The following is an 18704-nucleotide window of genomic DNA, read 5'->3' on the forward strand; positions in this document are numbered from 1 at the left end:
CTGATCCTATGTTTGGCTGAAGTTCGGATAGGTTCTTCCTCATGTCGGTGGTTTCGGTACCCACCGGCCCGATGTTTCACTCACCACCAGGTTCCGGCGATGGACGCCCAGACCTGCGGTAGCTCGGACAGGACACGGAGGTGTGTCCGCGGGCAGTCGACCGGCAGTCGTCGGCCGATCTGGATACGACAGCGGAAGGAGCGTTCCCATGGGGACGTCGACCACTAGTTTCTGGGGCAGAGCGGCTGCAGGCACTGCCGCCCTGGTCCTGTTGATGACCGGTTGCAGCTCGAGCTCCACCCCCGAAGGCGCGACGGGATCCGCAGCGAGCGGGGACTCCGTCAGCGTCGCGATGACCACGCCCAACTGGATCCTCCCGATCTCCCAGCCCGGAAAGACGGGCGGCGAGAACGCGATCTTCGGCGACGCGCTCTACCCCTCGGTGTTCTCCTGGCAGCTCGCGGGCGATGCGGAGTTCAACATCGACACCGAGGCGTCCCTCGCGGAGATCCCCGAGGTCTCCGAGGATGGCCTGACCTACACGATCACCCTCAAGGACCTCCAGTGGTCCGATGGAACGGCGATCTCCTCGCGGGATGTGGAGTTCTGGTTCAACCTCGTCTCCGCCAATAAGGAGGAGTGGGCCTCCTACCGTGAGGGCGGCTTCCCCGACAATGTGGCCTCCTTCGAGGTCGTCGACGAGAAGTCCTTCACCGTGACCACCACCGAGGCCTTCGCCCCCGGCTGGTACCTGGGCAACCAGCTCAACTCGCTGACCCCGATGCCCGCCCATGCCTGGAACAAGACCTCTGACGATGGCGAGGTGTCCGATCTCGACCGCGATCCGGGCACCGCTGCCGAAGTGTTCGACTACCTGATCGCGGCCTCCGAGGATCCGGCCTCCTACGACTCCAATGCGCTGTGGGACACGGTCTCGGGCGCGTGGACGCTCGAGTCCTACACCCCCGGCGGCGAGGTCGTCCTGGCGGCTAACGAGAACTATCAGGGCGTCGACGCGGCCACCCTCGATCAGGTCGTCTTCAAGCCCTTCACCGACGACAACTCGCAGTTCAACGTACTGCGCTCGGGCGATATCGACTACGGCTACATCCCCGCTAGCGCGATCGATCAGCAGGAGGTGATCGAGGCCAACGGCTACACCGTCGATCCGTGGCACGGCTGGTCGATCACCTACATGCCGATGAACTTCAACAACCCTGAGACCGGCCACCTGTTCCAGCAGAAGTACCTGCGTCAGGCGATGCAACAGCTGATCGATCAGGAGACCATCAGCGAGGTCGTCTGGCGCGGTGCGGCGGCCCCCACCTGCGGCCCCGTGCCCCAGGAGCCCGGAGCCTCCGGCACCATGGACGGCTGCGCCTACGGCTTCGATCCGGAGGCGGCCATCGCGCTGCTCGAGGACAACGGCTGGACCGTCAACGACGGTGGCGTGAGCACGTGCGAGAACCCCGGTACCGGCGAGGGCCAGTGCGGCGAGGGCATCGAGGCCGGTGAGGAGCTGAGCTTCACCGTCACCAGCCAGTCCGGTTTCACCGCGACCTCGCAGATGATGGCCGAGCTCAAGAGCCAGTTCTCCCGGGCCGGGATCGAGATGGAGATCCGCGAGGTCCCGGACTCGGTCGCCGTGACCCAGGCGTGCGAGCCCGGTGACGTGGAGTGCGACTGGGACCTGTCCTTCTTCGGTTCGCAGGGCTCCTGGTACTACCCGGTCTACGCCTCGGGTGAGCGTCTGTTCGCCACCGATGCCCCGGTCAACCTCGGTCGGTACTCGAACGAGACCGCTGACGAACTGATCACCGCCACCCAGTTCTCGAGCGATCCCGAGGCGCTGAAGGAGTACAACGACTTCCTCGCCGAGGATCTGCCGGTGCTCTGGCTGCCGAACCCCGTCAACCGCATCAGCGCCTACTCCTCGGACATCCAGGGCATCAGCCCCCAGGACCCGATGCTGACCATGCGACCCCAGGACTGGTCGCGCGGCTGACCTTCATCCGGCTGCGGAGGCACTGATCGGTGCCTCCGCAGCCCGACCGTCGGGGCCCACGGCCCCACCTCCATCCGGACTCTGCAACGAGGAGACAGCCGCTGATGTGGCAGTACGTGCTTCGCAGGACAGGTCAGGCGTTCGTGGTGATCCTGCTGGTCACCTTCATCACCTTCCTGCTCCTGCACAACCTTCCGGGCGGCGCCGCCCGCAGCGCTCTCGGGCTTGCCGCGACTCAGGCCCAGATCGACGCGTACAACATCCAGATGGGCTACGACCAGCCGTTCCTCATCCAGTACGTGCTGTACCTGGGACGCCTGTTCACCGGTGACCTGGGCTTCTCGTTCCAGATGAACCAGCCGGTGGTGGATCTGATCGTCCAGCGCCTGCCCAAGACGATCCTGCTGTCCGTCCTTGCTGCCGTGGTGGCCCTCGTGATCGCGATCCCGCTGGGCGTCGTGCAGGCCACCCGCCGCGGCCGGTGGCCCGACTACCTCGTCACCAGCGTCGCTCTGCTCGCCTATGCGACGCCGCTGTTCTTCATGGGCATGATGCTGATCGTCCTGTTCTCGCAGATGATTCCGCTGCTGCCGGCCCAGGCCCCGCAGGGGTTCGGCATGGTCGACATCCTGGCTGACTGGCAGGGCCTGATTCTGCCCGTCGTCACACTGGCCATCGTCACCCTGGCCGCCTATACGCGGTACGTGCGCTCGACGATGATCGACAACCTGCAGGAGAACTACATCCGCACCGCCCGCTCGAAAGGCATGACAGAAGGTCGGGTCGTGGTGCGCCACGCCCTGCGCAACAGCCTGTTCCCGGTGATCTCCCTGCTGGGCATGTACATCCCGGCGCTCTTCTCCGGAGCGCTGGTCGTCGAGCAGCTGTTCAACTACCCCGGGATGGGATTGATGTTCTGGCAGGCCACCCAGACCCGTGACTTCCCGATCCTGCTCGCGACCACCACCATCGTCGCGATCGCGACCGTGGCGGGCTCTTTGCTCGCAGATATCGCCTATGCCGTCGCCGACCCGCGCGTGCGCCTGAGCGGAGGTTCAGAATGACCGCGATCCCACCACCGGGCACCGAGGAGACTCCCCACGGGGAGCAGCTCGCCGCCAGCGAGCACCTTCCCGCCGGCGCGCCGGTCCCCGAGCTCCCGGGCAGCCCTGATCGACTCGCGCAGAGCGGTCCCTCTGATCAGCTCGGGCACTCGGAGCGCCGCCCGCGCCGTCGCAGCAGCCTCGGCCGCCAGGGCGTGGAGATGTTCCTGGAGAATCGCCTCGCCGTGGCGGGCCTCGTGCTCATCCTCGGCCTGGTCGCCTTCAGCTTCCTCGGCCCCTTCCTGCACCGCACCGATCAGATCCACACCGACCTCGCCAACGCCTATGTCGCGCCCGGAGAGCGGGGATTCTTCCTCGGCTCCGACGGCGTCGGCTACGACCAGCTGGGCCGGCTCATGCTCGGCGGTCAGACGTCGCTGTTCGTCGGCCTCGCCGCCGGCCTGCTGGCCACCGCCTTCGGCACGCTCTACGGCGCGACCGCGGGCTTCGTCGGCGGCTGGGTCGATGCGGTGATGATGCGGCTGGTCGACGCCCTGCTCTCGATCCCGGCCCTGTTCCTGTTCATGCTGATCGCCACGATCATCACGCCCACCGTTCCGATGCTGGTGCTCACCATCGCCGCCTTCGCCTGGCTGAACCCGGCGCGCATGATCCGCGGGGACTCGATCGCCCTGCGCTCCCGGGACTTCATCGTCGCCATGCGCGGCATGGGCGGCGGATCCTCCCGCGCGGTGCGCTCGCACATCGTGCGCAACTCCATCGGCACCGTGATCGTCAACGCCACCTTCCAGATCGCCGACGCGATCCTCTACGTCGCCTACCTGTCCTTCCTCGGCCTGGGGGTACCGCCGCCGGCCGCGAACTGGGGCGGGATGCTCTCCTCCGGCCTGGGGGAGATCTACTCCGGCAACTGGTGGCTCGTCTACCCGCCGGGCATCCTCATCATCCTGCTGGTGCTGGCCTTCAACTTCGTCGGCGACGGCCTGCGCGACTCCTTCGAAGTCCGACTCAGGAAGAGGTGACACATGAGCACATCACCGCAGAACGCCTCCGCACCACAGCCCACCGGTCCCCTGCTGACGATCTCCGACCTCCACGTCTCCATCCCGCAGCGCCGGGGCGAGGTGACCCCTTTGCGAGGCGTGAACCTCACACTCGAGCAGGGACGCACCCTGGGCATCGTCGGGGAGTCCGGCAGCGGCAAGACCATGACCGCCCTGGCGCTAATGGGACTGCTCCCGGCCAACGGCCGCATCAGCCGGGGCACCATCGACTTCGACGGCGTCGACCTCGTCTCGCTCTCGGAGAAGGAGGCCCGCCGACGCCGCGGCACGGACCTGGGAATGATCTTCCAGGACCCGATGACGTCGTTGAACCCGACAATGCAGATCGGCGACCAGATCGGCGAGGGCCTGATCGTCCACCAGCGGCTGAGCAGGAAGGCCGCCCGGGGCCGGGCGATCGAGATCCTGCAGCGGGTGGGCATGCCGCGGCCGGCGCAGATCGCGAAGGACTTCCCCCACCAGCTCTCCGGTGGCATGCGCCAGCGCGCCATGATCGCGATGGCTCTGGTGAACCATCCCAAGCTGCTGATCGCCGATGAGCCGACCACCGCGCTGGACGTCACCACGCAGCGCCAGATCCTGGACCTCATCGAGGACATCAAGGAGGAGTACGGCTCCGCGGCGATCCTGGTGACCCATGACCTGGGCGTGGTCGCCGGTCGCGCCGACGAGGTCGCGGTGATGTACGCCGGGCGGGTCATCGAGCACGCCCCGTCCCGCCGGCTGTTCCAGGACCCCCAGCATCAGTACACGCGGGCGCTGCTCGCGGCCCTCCCCGAGCGGGCCACCGGCTCGGAGCGGCTCTATGCCATCCCCGGTATGCCTCCGAACCTCAAGGAGCCGATCCTCGGCTGTCCGTTCGCTCCCCGCTGCCATCGCGCCCAGGACGATTGCCGCACCGGCACCATCACCGTCGAGGAGCACGGCGGGGGACATCGCGTCGCCTGCCTCCATCCCGGCGGCGAGGAGCAGCTGACAGGACTGGCTGAGCCGACTGCGCTGCCTCTCCCGACGGTGCGGCCCCTGCCGGTTCCCGAGGTGCAGCGGCAGGCACCGACCACGGCGGAGGACGTGCAGGCGCAGGCTGATGTGAGCACGGCCGGATCGGACGTCGAGATCGTGCTCGACGTCGACGGGGTCTCCAAGAACTATCCGGCGCTGGGTGGAAGCGTGGTCCGCCGCCGGATCGGCACGGTCAGCGCCGTCAGCGACGTGACCTTCACGGTCCGCGAAGGGGAGACCTTCGGGCTCGTCGGTGAGTCCGGCTGTGGCAAGTCCACCCTGGGGCGGGTGATCGCGGCGCTCGAGACGCCGTCCGAGGGGATCATCCACCTCGACGGGGTCGACATCGAAGGCGGCAAGGGCCGCAACTCCAAGGCCGTCCACCGCAGCGTGCAGCTGATGTTCCAGGACTCGGCCGCAGCGATGGACCCGCGCATGAGGATCGACGAGATCCTCACCGAACCGCTCGACATCCAGGGAGTGGGGAACGCCGGAGCACGAGCCCGACGGGTCGAGGAGCTCATCGACGACGTCGGCCTGCCGCAGGACTCCCTCGAGCGGTACCCGCACGAGTTCTCCGGAGGCCAGCTGCAGCGCATCGGCCTGGCCCGCTCGCTGGCCCTGGACCCGCGCGTCGTGGTCTGCGACGAACCCGTCAGCGCACTGGACGTGTCCGTGCAGGCCCAGGTGCTGAACCAGATGAAGGACATCCAGGCCGAGCACCGGCTCGCCTATGTGTTCATCAGCCATGACCTGTCGGTGGTGCGCTACATGTCCGACCGCATCGGGGTGATGTACCTGGGCGCCATGGTCGAGCAGGGCCCCGCCGAGGAGGTCAGCTCCCGCCCCCGCCACCCCTACACCCGGGTGCTGATCGACGCCGTCCCCACCGTCGAGCCGGAGGATGACCGCGAGCGTCTGCTGGTCGAGGGTGAGCTGCCCAGCGCCATGGAACCGCCCAGCGGCTGTCGTTTCCGCACCCGCTGCCCCTTCGCCCAGGAGATCTGCGGGACCGCCCCGCCGGTCCTCGAGATGGGAGCCGTGGACGGTGAGCACCAGGTCGCATGCCACTTCCCGCTCCCGGCCGATGGCACGCTGCCCCTGCCCGTCGGGGCCGCCCGATGACGGCCGATGGCGCCGTCATCGGAATGGACATCGGCGGGACCACGATCTCCGTCGACCTCGTGGATCTCGCCGGCCGCTCCCTCTTCACCTCCTCGCGCCCCACCGGGCGCGGTCAGGAGGCTCTCGAGTCGGTGCACGCCCAGCTCGCCGCCGCCCAGAAGGCCGCCCGGCGCGCCGGCGTCCAGGTGCTCGGGGTCGGGATGCTCAGCCCGGGCCATGTCGACGACGTGCGTGGGGTGGTGCGCTTCGCCTCCAACCTCGAGTGGCACGACCTGGAGCTCCAGAGGCAGGCCGCGGCAGCGATGGACGGCTCGGCACCGGTCGCGGTGGGGCAGGACGTGCGCTGGGCCGGGATCGCCGAGGGGGTGCTGGGAGCAGCGACCGGACTCTCGGACTACGCCCTGGTCTCCATCGGCACCGGGATCGCGGCCTGTCTGGTCAGCGGGGGCAACGTGCTCGCGGGAGCGGCCGGCAGCGCCGGCGAGTTCGGCCATGCCACGGTGGCCCCCGGCGGTGACCGGTGCGCCTGCGGCCGCATCGGCTGCACCGACGCCTATGCTTCCGGGGCGGCGCTGCTGCGCCGCTACCGTGCCCTGGGCGGTGAGCGGGACCTGCGGGATGTCCCCACGCTCCTCGGCGTGCTGGCGGAGGACCCGGTCGCCGCGCAGGTGTGGGACGACGGCCTGGAGGCGCTCGCCCGCGGGCTGTGCACGCTCACCCTCACCCTGGATCCGGGGACCATCGTGTTCGCCGGCGGGCTCTCCGGCGCCGGAACCGCCCTGACCGGCCCGCTCCGCTCCCGGCTCGACGCCCAGCTGCTCTGGAAGAGCACACCCGAGCTGCTCATCTCCCCGCTCGGGAACAGCACCGGAAGGGCAGGAGCCGTGCTGCTCGCCCTGACCGCCGCCGAGCAGCGGGACCAGGCCCTGACCTGGGACGCGAGCACGGTCCGCCGCTGGGGGCACGCCGAGGGCCGCACGGAGGTCCCCGCATGACGTCCCCGGTCGACGCGCGGCCCGACACGCGGCCCGACGTGCTCGTGGTCGTCACCGACGATCTGGGCTTCGGGGACCTCTCCTGCTATGGCGCCACCGCCTACACCACCCCGGTCCTGGACTCCCTGGCGCAGCAGGGGCGCCTGTTCACCGACGCCCACGCCACCAGCTCCGTCTGCACCCCGAGCAGATACTCCCTGCTCACCGGCCGCTACCCATGGCGCAGCCCTCTGCGCTCCCGAGTGCTCGGCGGCACCGATGGAGCCCTGATCGACGGGGACACCCCCACGCTCGCCCACGCCCTGGGCGACGCCGGCTACCGGACCGCGGCGATCGGCAAGTGGCATCTGGGCCTGGACTGGCAGCTGCGCGACGGGACCCGGCGCCGGATCGATCCGGCCCAGCCCTTCCGCCCCGCGATGGAGGCCGACGGCTGGGACGTCGACTACACGGCGCCGTTCGAGAACGGACCCCTGGACCGCGGATTCGACGAGTTCTTCGGCATCGCCGGCTCCCTGGACATGCCTCCGTACTGCTTCCTGCGCGGCCGCGAGGTCGTCACCGCTCCGACGCTCGAGAAGTCGCCGCTGATCACCTCCCAGCGACCGGGCCCCGCCGCACCGGACTGGGACGATGCCACCGTCGACCTGCGCTTCGCGGAAGAGGCCGAGAGCTGGCTCGCGAGGACCCGGCCGCTCACCGCTCAGGATCCGCCGCGGCTGCTGTACTTCGCCACCGCCGCACCCCACCGCCCCTGCGTGCCGCCGGCGGAGTTCGCCGGACGCTCGGGCATCGGCCCGCGCGCCGACAGCATCCTGATGATCGACGAGATCGTGGGGCGCCTGCTCGCCGAGCTCGACCGCTCTGCCCGCCCCTGCCTGGTGGTGTTCACCTCCGACAACGGGGCACCCACCGGCTACGTCGAGGACGGGCGGCTGGAGGACCACCTCCCCAACGGGATCCTGCGGGGTCAGAAGGCGGATGTGTACGACGGCGGCCACCGAGTGCCGCTGATCCTCTCCGGCCCCGGCGTGCCGACCGGCGAGGACCCCCGGCTCGTGAGCCTGCTCGACGTGCTGCCGAGCCTCGCCACCCAGCTGGGGGCGCCGCTGGCCCGCACCGGCCTCGATGGTCAGGACCACCTCCTGCGGGATGAGGACCACCTGCTGCGGGATGAGGACCACCTGCTGCGGGATCGCACCCCCGAGGACCAGCCGCTGGTGCTCGGGGCGACGGCCTTCGACGGCTCCCTGGTGCTGATGCGGGAGGGCGAGGCCGCGATCTATTCCACGGGCTCCGGTGGCTTCAGCGAGCCCGTCGGCCATCCGACCGTCCTGGGAGGCGACCAGGGCCAGTTCTACGACCGGCGCGCTGACCCCGCCCAGAGCGCCGACCTGTGGGCACAGCGTGCCCGTGCACGCCACGACATGACCGACGACTTCGTACGACGCACCGGATATGGAGCCACCGATGATCAGCTTCGATGACCGCCACGGGCCGGCCGACGCCGCCCCCGCGACCGCCTACCCCGATCTCTCCGTGCCGGACTGGTACCGCGACGCGAAGCTCGGCATCTTCGTGCACTGGGGCCTGTACTCGGTGCCCGCCTGGGCGGACGTCCTGGACCGCAGCGATGTGACCGCCGCGAACGCCTACGCCCGCCACCAGTACGCCGAGTGGTACGCCAACACCGTGCGCCTCGACGGCAGCCCCACCAAGGCACGTCACGAGGAGCTCTACGGGCTCGGCCACTCCTACGAGGACTTCGCCGATGACTGGCAGCCGGCCGAGAACAGCGTGGAGGAGATCGTGGGCCTCGCCACCCGGGCCGGGGCCCGTTACCTCGTCCCCACCACCAAGCACCACGACGGCTTCTGCCTCTGGGATTCCGCGACCACGCCCTTCAGCGCCGCCGGCCGAGGTCCCGGCCGTGACCTGCTCGAGCAGTTCGACGCCGCGGTGCGGGAGGCCGGGATGAAGCTCGGGCTCTACTACTCCGGTGCCCATGACTGGCATGTCACCGACTACCCACCGCTGACCTCGAACGACGAGCTGTTCGCACTGCGCCGCAATGATCCCGCCTTCGCCGCCTTCGCGGCGGCCCAGCTGCGCGAGCTGATCGACCGCTTCGCCCCGGACATCCTGTGGAACGACATCGACTGGCCCGACGCCGGCAAGTACGACGGCCCCGATTCCCTCCAGCAGCTCTTCCGCGACTACCTCGCCGCGGTGCCCGGCGGGATGGTCAACGATCGCTGGGGCGTGCCCGTCCATGGCGTGCTGACCCGCGAGTACCAGGACATCATCTCCGTTCAGCCCGAGCCCTTCGAATCCACACGCGGGCTGGGCCTCTCCTTCGGGTACAACGCCGACGAATCCGCCGAGCACGCGTTGGACGGCACTGCACTGATCCGACTGCTGGTGGATGTGGTCTCCAAGAACGGGAACCTGCTGATCAACGCCGGCCCCCGTGCCGACGGGTCGATACCGCCGTTGCAGTCCGCTGCGCTCGAGCAGCTGGGGGAGTGGCTCGTTGCGCACGGCGAGGCGATCTACGGTACCCGTCCCTGGTTCCACGAGGCGGTCGCGAACCCGCCCGAGGGCGTGCGCTTCACGCTCGGCACCGGGGCCGACGGCGGCGAGGTGCTGCACGCCCTGCTGCTCGACCCAGCGGCAGGACCTGTGGTCCTCGACGAGATGGTCTCCGCCGCGATCCGGGGGATCGCGCAGGTGCCGGAGGCGATGGTCACCGGAGGCCGAGTCGCGCTGGCGCCCGGCGAGGGGGCGCAGACGGTGGCGGTGGTGACCCTGCCGAGGCGCTGAGCGCCCGCTCGCTCACCCCACCAGCAGCCGCACTCCGGTCCCGAGCGCGAGCAGCGCGCCCACGAAGCCGAGCACCATCACGAAGCGCTGGATGGTCTTCTCGGCCAGGCGCTTCTGGACCGCCTCGCCGAGGAAGATCGAGGCGATCACGATGGCGACCATCGCGGTCCACATCCACCAGGGCAGGTCGGGGACCTGGCCGTCGTCCCAGGCCAGCTTCGAGGCGACGGACACCGAGGAGATCAGGATCCACAGCGGCTGCAGCGTCGCCACCATCGGCAGCACCGGCCAGCGCGAGAGCACCGCGTAGACGGTCACGGCGGGGCCACCCACGCCGCCCAGCACGGTCCCGAGCCCGGAACCGATGCCGGTGACCACCTGGGCGGTGCGCCCCTCCACGGTGGTGTTCACGCGTACCAGCGCCACCGAGATCAGCAGGCTCAGGAGCACCAGGGACGCGGTGACGATGTGCAGCGGGCCGGGCGGAGAGACCGAGGACAGCCAGGCCGCTCCTGGCATCACCGCGACCGCGGGCAGTCCGATCCACGCAACGGTGCGCCACTGGATATCGGGCCAGATCCGGGGCAGCAGCAGCAGAGGCATCAGGGTGCCCAGGAAGTTCGCGAGCATGATTCCCTGATGCGCGCCGATCAGCACCACCGCGTAGGGCGCGAACAGCATGCCCAGGCCCAGCCCGGCGACCCGCTGGATCACGGCGGCGAGCAGCACCAGACCGAGCAGGGTCAGCGCCAGGGGAAGACTCACGCGGCCACGGTATCGGCTCCGCCGACCGCGCTTCCCGACCGGTCGGACGAGGTCTATCGGTGAGCCGAGAGCGGGCATAGGGTGGATAGGCAACCGCATACCCAGGAGGCTCCCGCATGACCACTGTTCCCATCCAGCCCTTCCATGACGGCGCGACCGTCCCCCAGCTCGGCTACGGCGTATGGCAGGTCGAGGACGAGGTCGCGGCCGACGTCGTCCGCCAGGCGATCGACGCCGGCTACCGCCACATCGACACCGCCGCCGGCTACCAGAACGAGGGCGGTGTGGGCCGGGCCGTGAAGGCCTCGGGAATCGCTCGCGAGGAGCTGTTCATCACCACCAAGCTCGCCAACGGTGACCAGGGCTTCGACTCCGCGAAGCAGGCTCTGGAGACCTCTCTCGGCAAGCTCGAGATGGACTACGTGGACCTCTACCTCATCCACTGGGCGAGCCCCCAGCGCGGGACGTACCTCGAGTCATGGAAGGCGCTCATCGAGCTGCAGAAGGAGGGGAAGGCGAAGTCCATCGGCGTCTCCAACTTCCCGATCGAGCAGCTCGAGGAGATCATCGCCGAGACCGGGGTGGTGCCGGTGATGCACCAGATCGAGCTGCACCCCGAGTTCCAGCAGTCCGCGCTGCGGGACTACCACGCCGACAAGAAGATCCTCACCGAGGCCTGGTCCCCGCTGGGGCAGGGCGGCGACATCCTGCAGAACCCCGTGATCACCGCCATCGCTGAGGCGCACGGCGCCGACGCGGGCCAGGTGATCATCGCCTGGCATCTGGCGATCGGGAACGTGGTGATCCCGAAGTCCGTCACGCCGGAGCGGATCGTCTCGAACTTCGCCGCCGCCCAGCTCGAGCTCACGCCCGAGGAGATCGAGAAGATCAACGCCCTGGACCGCGCCGACGGTCGGATCGGGGCAGACCCCGCGAACCCGGGGTTCTGAGCCGGGACTCCGTGATCGCGGCGCAGCGACGGGGGCTCTCAGCCTTCTGCGAGCAGCGCCGCGATCTCCGGGTGCCCGGCGATATATCCCTCGAGCAGCTTCTTCCCCAGCACGGGTGAGCTGACCAGGGGATGCATCGAGAAGCCCTGCCAGGCCGCCTCGCGGGAGCCGGTCATCGCGGCCTCGAGGATCTTCCGCTCGGCGGCGCGCAGGGTGCTCATCATGCCGAGCCGTCCCAGCCCCACCGGGGCGACGGGCTGCGGGTGCACGCCCTCGCCGTCGACCACGCACAGCACCTCGAGCACGGCATCGGCCGGCAGCTCCGGAACGATCCGCTGCTCCGGGGGAGCTTCGCTGCCGGTGGGGGCATTGCCGACGTCCAGGATCATCCGCTCGCTGCGTCCGGTGGCGAGCGCGGTCATCAGCCGCAGCGCCACCTCCTGATAGCCGCCCCCGGCGATGTCCTCCTCGCGGCGCTCCTCGTCGCGGGACTCGGCCATATACGTCGCCTCGCGCTCATGCAGGGTCTCGCGCCAGAGGTCCAGGGGCGAGGCGCAGCAGGAGGCCGGCTCGGAGCTCTCGGCGGCGCCGAGGTAGAAGTCCCCCTGCTGCTTGGCGAGGAACTCGCCGCGGGTGGTCGCGGCGCTCGTGATGCGGTCGATCGCGGCGGCGGTGTGCAGGTAGTAGAAGACGTACTCGTTGGGCAGAGCGCCGTCGGCCCGCACCCAGTCCTTGCCGATCAGGCGCGCCTCCTCGATCTCCTCGAGGGCGGCGTCGTCGGCGAGGAGGGCGGGCAGACGGTCCACGCCGTCAATCGTCACCGAGCGCAGCCAGCCCAGGTGGTTGAGCCCCACGTAGTCGAAGCTCGCCACGCCGTCTCCGGCCACCAGATCCGCATCCAGCAGGCGGCCCACCCGGCGCACGAGCCCGATGGGGGTGTCGCAGATGCCCACCACCTTGTCCCCGAGCACGGTGCGCATCGCCTCGGTGACGATTCCGGCAGGGTTGGTGAAGTTGATGACCCAGGCCGCGGGCGCGACCTCGGCGATCACGCGGGCGGCCTCGAGGGCCACCGGGATCGTGCGCAGGGCGTAGGCGAGACCGCCGGGGCCGATGGTCTCCTGGCCCAGGAGCCCCAGGTTCAGGGCCACGCGCTCGTCGACGGTGCGAGCCTCGGCGCCGCCCACGCGGATCGCGCTGAACACGAAGTCCGCACTGGTCACGGCTTCGCGCAGGTCAGTGGTGGCGGTGAGGCGGGGCAGTGTCTCCGCGTGTCCGTCGGCGGCCAGCTGCGCGCCCAGGCCCTCGATCACGGCGGTGATCGTGGCGAGGCGGGCAGGGTCCACGTCGTACAGTGCGACCTCGTCGACGGTCAGGCCGGTGGCAGCGGTGGCGACCGCTTCGTACACGAGGGGGACGCGGAATCCTCCGCCTCCCAGGATGGCGAGCTTCATGTCATCGCACGCTAGCACCGCTGTGGTGCGATCATGGATCCGTGACCGGCGCGATCGCCGGATCGATCGCAGCCCGCCCGGATGTCGGGCCGCGCGAGCATCTCTGGAGGAACCATGCGACGTCGACACTTCCTTTCGGCAGGAGCCGCGCTGAGCGGTCTCGGCCTGCTGGCCGCCTGCGCCCCCGGCTCCGACGGCGGCGACGACGGGGGCGAGGCACCCGCTCCCGCGGCCGACGAGGTCGACACCGACATCGCCGCCCTCGGCGACATCACCCTGAAGGTCTGGGACCAGGAGGTGCGCGGCGCGCAGAACGACGCGATCGAGGCGCTGATCGGCAGCTTCGAGGAGAAGTACCCCAACGTCACGATCGACCGCAACTCCCAGTCCTTCGACGACCTCCAGCAGCAGACGGGCCTGGCGCTGTCCGGCAACGACGTGCCGGATGTGCTGCAGGTCAACAACGCCCGCGGCGACATGGGCACCTTCGTGGCCGACGGACTGCTCACCGACCTCACCGGCTACGCCGAGGCGTACGGCTGGAAGGACCGCTTCACCCCCAGCGTGCTGGGCAAGATGAGCTACTCGAGCGACGGCGTCACCTTCGGCGAGGGCTCCCTCTATGGCCTCGCCCAGACCGGCGAGGTCTGCGGGATCTACTACTCCCAGAAGAAGCTCGACGCGCTCGGGCTCGCAGCGCCCACCACCTGGGACGAGGTCTTCTCCCTGGTCGAGGCTGCCGCCGCGGCCGACGAGCAGCCGATCATGCTCGGCAACCTCGACCAGTGGCCGGCCCTGCACGTGTTCGGGCCGCTGCAGGCGAACTTCGTTCCCGCCGAGACGATCGTGACCCTCGGCATGGGCAACTCCGGCGCGGACTGGACCACCGACGACAACCTCGCCGCCCTCACCCAGCTCGCCGAGTGGGGCGCCAGCGGTGCGCTCGGCGACTCCCCGAACGGGCTCGCCTACGACGATGCCTGGCCGCTGTTCACCGAGGGCACCGGCGTGCTGCTGATCGGCGGCTCCTGGCTGGGCCCGGACATGGAGGCCGTGATGGGGGAGGACCTGCGCTTCATGGCCCCGCCGGCCGGGGCCGACGGGAAGGTCGCCACCACCGGCGGTACGGGCATCCCCTTCTCCGTCCCGTCGGCCGCCGCGAACCCGGCCGCGGCCGCCGCCTTCATCGACTTCATCACCAGCGACGACGCGATGGCGATGATCGCCGAGAACGGCGGCATGCCGGTGAACCGCACCGCGGAGCTGGCCCCGGAATCTGGCGTGAACAAGGACATCTACGAGGCGTTCGACGCGGTCTCCACCGAGAGGACCCTGCTGCCCTACCTCGACTATGCGACCCCGACCTTCGCCGACACCGCCGGCGCCACCCTGCAGGAGCTGATCGGCGGCCAGACCGACGCTGCCGGTGCCGCCGGGGCCTTGCAGGAGGACTACGCCGGTTTCAGCGAAAGCTCCTGACTCCGTGGCGTCCAGATCGGCCGACGGGCCCCAGCACAGGCGCCTACCCCGGCCCTCGGCGGTGGCCCGTTCGCAGTCCACCCCGTACCTGTTCCTGCTCCCGGCCCTGCTGGTCTACGGCGCCTTCGCGCTCTACCCGCTGGGACGGGCCGCTCAGTTCTCCCTGTTCGAGTGGAAGGGCTTCGGCGCCTCCACCTTCGTGGGACTGCAGAACTATGCGGACCTCGCCGCGGATGCGGACTTCCGCGCCGCGATCGGGAACGCGCTGCTGCTGATCGTCTTCTACTCGGTGATCCCGGTGGTGGTGGGCCTGGCGCTCGCGGCGATCCTGCGCCGCGGGCAGGTGCGGGGGATGGGTTTCTTCCGCACCGTGATCTTCCTGCCCCAGGTGATCGCGCTGGTGGTGGTCGCCGTGGCCTGGCGGCAGATCTACTCCCCGCACGGGCTGCTGAACGACATGCTGCGCACCGTCGGCCTGGACGCCCTGACCCGCGGCTGGCTGGGGGATCCCGGCACCGCGCTGCCCGCGGTGGGCTTCATCGGCACCTGGGTGCAGATGGGACTGGTGATGCTGCTGCTGCTGGCGGGCATGGGCCGCATCCCCGCGGAGCTGTTCGAGGCCGCGCGCCTGGACGGCGCCGGTCCGGTGCGGGAGTTCTTCGCGATCACCCTGCCCGCGGTGCGCGGCGAGATCACGATCGCGCTGGTGCTGACGATCATCGCGGCGCTGAAGACCTTCGACCTGGTCTACATGACCACCTCCGGCGGGCCCGGCAACACCACCACCGTGCCCAGCTACGAGGTGTACCTGCGCGCCTTCGACCTGCGTGAGGTGGGCTCCGCCTCCGCGGTCGCGATCGTGCTGACGATTCTGATCTTCGCGATCAACGTGGGCGTCACGCGGATCGGGGAGCGTGAGTCATGAGGGTCTCCCGCGCCGAGAAGTCGATGAACTACGTGATCCTGCTGGGCTTCGCCGCCTTCGCCCTGATCCCGGTGCTCACGATCCTCGCCACCTCCGTCTCCGCCCCGCTGGGGGAGAGCGGCGGGCTGCACCTGTCCAACTTCGCCAAGGCCTGGACCATCGGCGGATTCGGTCGCTCGCTCGGGAACTCGGTGGTGGTCGCCGCGATCGTGATGACCCTGTCCATCGTGCTGTCGGTGCTGGCCGGCTACGCCTTCGGCACCATGAAGTTCCGCGGGTCCACGGCGCTGTTCTACCTGTTCCTGCTGGGGCTGATGATCCCCGCCGAGGCGACGATCATCCCGCTGTTCTTCGACCTGCGCAGCCTGGGCCTGACCGACACCTATCTCGCGATCGCGATGCCTCAGGTCGCCCAGTCCGTCGCCTTCGGCACCTTCTGGATGCGGGCCCAGTTCCGGGCGATGCCGGTGAGCCTGCTGGAGGCCGCGGCGCTCGACGGCGCCGGCCCCCTGCGCGCCCTGACCCGGATCATGGCCCCCGCCGCGCGGCCCGGGATCCTCACCATGCTGGTGCTGGTGTTCATGTGGACCTGGAACGAATTCCTGATCGCCCTGATCATGGCCCCCGGTGGCCGGCTGCGCACCGCCCCGCTGGGCCTGGCGAACTTCCAGGGCCAGTACACCGCCGAGACCGCGCTGCTCGCGGCGGGCGCGGTGATCGTCGCTCTGCCCACCGTGATCCTGTTCCTGTTCCTGCAACGACACTTCATCCGCGGAATGCTCGAAGGAGCTGCTCAGTGACGACCGACGATCCCACCTTCCCCGCCGATCCCGCTCTGCTCTCCCAGTCCGCTCTGACCGCCGATCCCGCCACCCCCGGCCCCACCCCCGGCTCCGGCCCCACCCCCGGCCGCCCGGCCGATCACGAGCACCCTGCCGGTGCGTCCACTCCCGCCCCGCCCGAGGCCGCCGAGCGCGACGACTGGGACCCGCTGGCCGCCCAGCGCACCCCCGAGGACCCGCCGCTGGACGTGCTGCTCTCGGGCACCGTCTTCTTCGACATCGTCTTCACCGGCATGGATCGCCTTCCCCAGCCCGGCGAGGAGCTGTGGAGCAAGGGCATGGGCTCGAGCCCCGGCGGGATCGCGAACCTCGCCACCGCCGCCGCCCGCCTGGGCCTGCGCACCGGGCTGGTCGCGGGCTTCGGGGACGACGCCTACGCCGACTGGATGTGGCACACGATGGAGAGCGAGGAGGGCATCGACCTCTCCGCCTCCCGCCGCTTTACCGACTTCCACTCCGCGCTGACCGTCTCGATCGCGGCCGACGGGGACCGCGCCATGGCCACCCACGGCCACGAGCTGCCCGAGCCGCTCTCGACCCTGATCGCCGGCGCGCCGGATGCCCGCGCCGCCGTGGTGGACCTCGCGGGGGAGACCTCCTGGTGGGCGCAGCTCGCCCAGCGTGGGTCCCTGATCTTTGCTGACATCGGCTTCGACGAGACTGGCCGCTGGGACGTGGCCGAACTCGCTCCGCTCGCCCACTGCCACGCCTTCACCCCCAATGCGCTCGAGGCGATGGCCTACACCCGCACCGACAGCCCCGACAAGGCAGTGCGCGCGCTCGCCGAGAAGGTGCCGCTCGCGGTGGTGACCGACGGCGCCCACGGCTCCTACGCGATCGACTCGGCCACCGGGGAGGAGGCGTACTGCCCGGCCGTCCCGGTCACGGCGATCGACACCACCGGCGCAGGGGATGTGTTCGCCGCGTCGCTGGTGCTGGGCACCCTGGCCGGCTGGCCGCTCGAGGAGCGGCTGAAGTTCGGCTCCCTGTGCTCGGCGCTCGCGGTCCAGCAGTTCGGCGGCTCCCTCGCCGCCCCCGGCTGGGGAGACATCCTGGACTGGTGGCGCTCCCTCACCACCGCGGCCGACGACGGAGACCTGCGCGCCGCCTACACCCGCACCGGCTACCGTTTCCTCGATGCCGTGGTCCCCGACCACCCCGTGCTGGGCCGCCGCCGCGCCCAGGGCACCTTCGCCCTGCGCTCCGACGCCGGGCGGCACTGAGGCTGGGTCGCTGGTGAACCATTGAGGCTGGCCCTGGTGAGCCACTGAGGCACTGGCTCTGGTGAGCCACTGAGGCACTGGCTCTGGTGAACCGAGGCGTAGGAAGTGCGCACCATCGATCGCCATGGCGCACAGTTCCTACGCCTGGGCAGGCTGGTTCGTGCTCCTCAGCGGAGGCGGCGGGGTCGATGGCCAGGTCAGCCCTTCCGCGGTGTCCAGCGGGTGTAGGTGACGCCGGAGGAGAAGGCGTGGTGCTCACGCAGCTCGAGCCGCTCCTGGAACCCGTCGGGGAACAGACGGCGGCCGCGGCCCTGCACGTAGGGGTAGGTCCACAGCCGGTACTCGTCCACCAGCCCAGCCTCGATCAGGGGATGGCACAGCGAGATGGAGCCGGTCAGCGAGATCTCGGCGCCCGCCTGCTCTTTCAGCTCCCGCACCGCGGCGACGGGATCGCCGGCGAGGAGTGTGGAGTGCTGCCAGTCGGGGTCGGTCATGGTGGAGGTGACGACGTACTTCTCCAGGGCGTTCAGTTCGTCGGTGATGCCGGTGGTGTCGTTCTCCTGGACCGGCCAGAACCCGCGGAAGTCCTCGAAGGTCTGCCGGCCGAGCAGGATCGCGTCGCAGGCGGCGCTGTCGCGCTGCAGGAGCTGTTGCTGGTCGGGTGGGGAGTCGGTGGGGTCGAACCAGTCGTCGAGCATCTCGATGGAGCCGTCGACGGTGATGTTCTGGGTGATCACCAGTGGTCGCACCGGTGCCTCCTCGGTGGCCGTGGAGCGTCGCGTCCTCGGCGGCAGGGGGCCTCCACGAGCATCACTGCCGGGGGCTCGGAGTGTAGTCCTCGCCGCGCCGTGCCGCCATGGGCCCGGGGCAGTGCCCGTCCCGGACCGATCCGCTGCCCTCAGACCCCGCGGACCGGCGGCCCAGGCCGTGACCTGCATGGGGAGTTGTCCCCGGGGACTTCTGCCCAGGGAGTTCACCCCATCGCGCT

15 protein-coding genes are annotated in these 18704 nt (G+C 70.0%); 12 read left to right on the forward strand and 3 right to left on the reverse strand.

What is annotated here, in order from left to right; all coding sequences use genetic code 11:
- Positions 1 to 208: 208 nt before the first annotated feature.
- The 7 genes from ACT3T9_RS09820 to ACT3T9_RS09850 all read left to right on the forward strand — a co-directional run bounded on the left by ACT3T9_RS09820 (position 209) and on the right by ACT3T9_RS09850 (position 10078).
- Positions 209 to 2005, forward strand: coding sequence for a peptide ABC transporter substrate-binding protein (locus ACT3T9_RS09820; RefSeq protein WP_444606481.1), 1797 nt, complete (start codon positions 209 to 211; stop codon positions 2003 to 2005).
- Positions 2006 to 2109: 104 nt separating this feature from the next.
- A complete protein-coding gene (locus ACT3T9_RS09825; protein WP_444606482.1) occupies positions 2110 to 3069 on the forward strand; it encodes an ABC transporter permease in 960 nt (319 codons plus the stop codon).
- The gene (locus tag ACT3T9_RS09830; protein ID WP_444606483.1) at positions 3066 to 4091 is read left to right on the forward strand and encodes an ABC transporter permease; all 1026 of its coding nucleotides are present in this window, start codon (positions 3066 to 3068) and stop codon (positions 4089 to 4091) included. The genes ACT3T9_RS09825 and ACT3T9_RS09830 overlap by 4 nt, the downstream gene beginning before the upstream one ends.
- 3 nt (positions 4092 to 4094) lie before the next feature.
- Complete coding sequence (locus ACT3T9_RS09835; protein WP_444606484.1) at positions 4095 to 6260, forward strand: dipeptide ABC transporter ATP-binding protein; 2166 nt, start codon at positions 4095 to 4097, stop codon at positions 6258 to 6260.
- Positions 6257 to 7255, forward strand: coding sequence for an ROK family protein (locus ACT3T9_RS09840; protein ID WP_444606485.1), 999 nt, complete (start codon positions 6257 to 6259; stop codon positions 7253 to 7255). The genes ACT3T9_RS09835 and ACT3T9_RS09840 overlap by 4 nt, the downstream gene beginning before the upstream one ends.
- Positions 7252 to 8742: a sulfatase-like hydrolase/transferase gene (locus ACT3T9_RS09845; RefSeq protein WP_444606486.1), complete on the forward strand. Its 1491-nt coding sequence runs from the start codon at positions 7252 to 7254 to the stop codon at positions 8740 to 8742. The genes ACT3T9_RS09840 and ACT3T9_RS09845 overlap by 4 nt, the downstream gene beginning before the upstream one ends.
- On the forward strand, positions 8726 to 10078 hold the full coding sequence (locus ACT3T9_RS09850; protein WP_444606487.1) for an alpha-L-fucosidase: 1353 nt from the start codon (positions 8726 to 8728) through the stop codon (positions 10076 to 10078). Before ACT3T9_RS09845 ends, ACT3T9_RS09850 begins: the two co-directional genes overlap by 17 nt.
- 12 nt (positions 10079 to 10090) lie before the next feature.
- On the opposite strand, the gene ACT3T9_RS09855 is transcribed toward ACT3T9_RS09850, so the two are convergent.
- Positions 10091 to 10843, reverse strand: a complete 753-nt coding sequence (locus tag ACT3T9_RS09855; RefSeq protein ID WP_444606488.1) for a TSUP family transporter — start codon at positions 10841 to 10843, stop codon at positions 10091 to 10093.
- A 116-nt stretch (positions 10844 to 10959) separates the two neighbouring features.
- On the opposite strand from ACT3T9_RS09855, the gene ACT3T9_RS09860 reads away from it, so the two are divergent.
- A complete protein-coding gene (locus tag ACT3T9_RS09860; protein WP_444606489.1) occupies positions 10960 to 11793 on the forward strand; it encodes an aldo/keto reductase in 834 nt (277 codons plus the stop codon).
- Positions 11794 to 11831: 38 nt separating this feature from the next.
- Here the strand turns inward: ACT3T9_RS09860 and ACT3T9_RS09865 are convergent, their stop codons facing one another.
- Positions 11832 to 13247 carry a family 4 glycosyl hydrolase gene (locus ACT3T9_RS09865; protein WP_444606490.1) on the reverse strand — a complete coding sequence of 472 codons (1416 nt, stop codon included), beginning with the start codon at positions 13245 to 13247 and terminating at the stop codon, positions 11832 to 11834.
- Positions 13248 to 13361: 114 nt separating this feature from the next.
- On the opposite strand from ACT3T9_RS09865, the gene ACT3T9_RS09870 reads away from it, so the two are divergent.
- The 4 genes from ACT3T9_RS09870 to ACT3T9_RS09885 all read left to right on the forward strand — a co-directional run bounded on the left by ACT3T9_RS09870 (position 13362) and on the right by ACT3T9_RS09885 (position 17716).
- A complete protein-coding gene (locus ACT3T9_RS09870; protein WP_444606491.1) occupies positions 13362 to 14726 on the forward strand; it encodes an ABC transporter substrate-binding protein in 1365 nt (454 codons plus the stop codon).
- Positions 14727 to 14787: 61 nt separating this feature from the next.
- Positions 14788 to 15651: a carbohydrate ABC transporter permease gene (locus tag ACT3T9_RS09875; protein ID WP_444606492.1), complete on the forward strand. Its 864-nt coding sequence runs from the start codon at positions 14788 to 14790 to the stop codon at positions 15649 to 15651.
- Complete coding sequence (locus ACT3T9_RS09880; protein ID WP_444606493.1) at positions 15648 to 16451, forward strand: carbohydrate ABC transporter permease; 804 nt, start codon at positions 15648 to 15650, stop codon at positions 16449 to 16451. Before ACT3T9_RS09875 ends, ACT3T9_RS09880 begins: the two co-directional genes overlap by 4 nt.
- On the forward strand, positions 16448 to 17716 hold the full coding sequence (locus ACT3T9_RS09885; RefSeq protein WP_444606494.1) for a PfkB family carbohydrate kinase: 1269 nt from the start codon (positions 16448 to 16450) through the stop codon (positions 17714 to 17716). Before ACT3T9_RS09880 ends, ACT3T9_RS09885 begins: the two co-directional genes overlap by 4 nt.
- A 197-nt stretch (positions 17717 to 17913) precedes the next feature.
- On the opposite strand, the gene ACT3T9_RS09890 is transcribed toward ACT3T9_RS09885, so the two are convergent.
- Positions 17914 to 18465 carry a dihydrofolate reductase family protein gene (locus ACT3T9_RS09890; protein WP_444606495.1) on the reverse strand — a complete coding sequence of 184 codons (552 nt, stop codon included), beginning with the start codon at positions 18463 to 18465 and terminating at the stop codon, positions 17914 to 17916.
- Positions 18466 to 18704: the final 239 nt, after the last annotated feature.

This window comes from Brachybacterium sp. AOP29-B2-41 (assembly GCF_052378395.1).
Lineage (GTDB): Bacteria > Actinomycetota > Actinomycetes > Actinomycetales > Dermabacteraceae > Brachybacterium.